A 1369-nucleotide genomic window follows, 5' to 3' on the forward strand; every position below is an offset into this window, starting at 1 on the left:
AATTATAAGTAAATATACGAAATTATGTGTAATTACGGATATTCATAAAATCATTATACAAGCAGGAATACCTGTCCCGTAAAATAATTGAGGAGGTAAGCCAATAACCCCTTCCAACACATCAATAGAAAGATCTAATAGTTTTTTACGGATTTTTAATTCCTCACCACCACGGAATAAAACTCCGTGAGGCATTACTACGACTACTTTACCGTCGTTCTTACAAGAAGCTAACATATGTTGAATAAACATAAAGTCGGCTTTCTTACCACCTTCAGGGGTATAACCATAACCGAAACGATTGTAATGGTTTTTCTTAACGTTGACTAAATTATAGTTTTGAGAAAATGGTGGATTTGCAATTACACGGTCGAATTTCTTTAATTGACCATTTTCAAGGTTTAAAGGATCTTCTAAGGTATCTCCATATTCAATTGTGTATTTAGAAATATTATGTAAGATAATATTCATTTTACTAATGGCTACTACAGATGGATCAGACTCTTGACCAAACAATTCTAAATTGTTTGCATTTTGCCCTTTTTCTTCAACGTATTGATAGGATTGAATTAACATTCCAGACGAACCACAGGTAGGATCATAAATTGACATTCCTTCTTGTGGATCAAGTAATTGTACTAACAGACGAACAACTGTGTGAGGTGTATAGAATTGTCCTCCTTTTTTACCCCCTTCGTCCGCGAAATGCTTTAATAAATATTCGTAAGCTGCACCTAATAAATCAGGGAACTCGAAGTTTTCGTTTAGTAATGGAGAAAATTTATTAAATTCCTCTAACAGCTTACGTAAATCTTCATTTTTAACGATTTGTTTACCATCTAACTCTTTATTAAAGTTAATACGCCCTTTGAAAATACCTGTTAATGTTCCCGCATTGGCTTCTTCTAAAGCATCTAAAGCCTTGTTTAACATTGCGCCGATGTTTATCTTCAGGTGCTTAACAGGTGGCTGTTCTTGACTATTTTCATCAATAAAACCTTCGTTCCATCTTGCTCGTTGCGGCACAAAAAATGTAGTACCATATGAAGATTGATCGTTTAAAATTACCTCTAATTGTTCAGGTTCTAAGTAATGATATTGCTTTTTAACATCTTCTCTTTTTTGATCAAAAACATCAGACATACGCTTTAAGAAAAGCATACCAAAAATTAATTCTTTGTATTCGGAAGCATCCATTTTACCGCGTAAAATATCAGCACAATCCATAAGGAACTTCTCTAATTGAGATAGTTTGATTTTATTATTATTATTCATTTATTTAGTCTCTCCTTAAACCACCTATAATTTACTGATTATTAGTATTTTGGGTTTAAAATAGCTTGTTTTTTATTGCAAGAATTTGTATCTT

1 protein-coding gene is annotated in these 1369 nt (G+C 32.5%); it reads right to left on the reverse strand.

What is annotated here, in order from left to right:
• Positions 1–42: 42 nt before the first annotated feature.
• A complete protein-coding gene (locus B0B05_RS16235; protein WP_084174024.1) occupies positions 43–1275 on the reverse strand; it encodes a type I restriction-modification system subunit M in 1233 nt (410 codons plus the stop codon).
• Positions 1276–1369: the final 94 nt, after the last annotated feature.

The sequence above is a fragment of the Epilithonimonas bovis DSM 19482 genome (assembly GCF_900108115.1).
GTDB lineage: Bacteria > Bacteroidota > Bacteroidia > Flavobacteriales > Weeksellaceae > Epilithonimonas > Epilithonimonas bovis.

What these genes read in the sequence shown, in the direction of transcription:
- B0B05_RS16235 (WP_084174024.1), bottom strand. Translation starts at nt 1,275, where the DNA reads ATGAATAATAATAATAAAATCAAACTATCTCAATTAGAGAAGTTCCTT.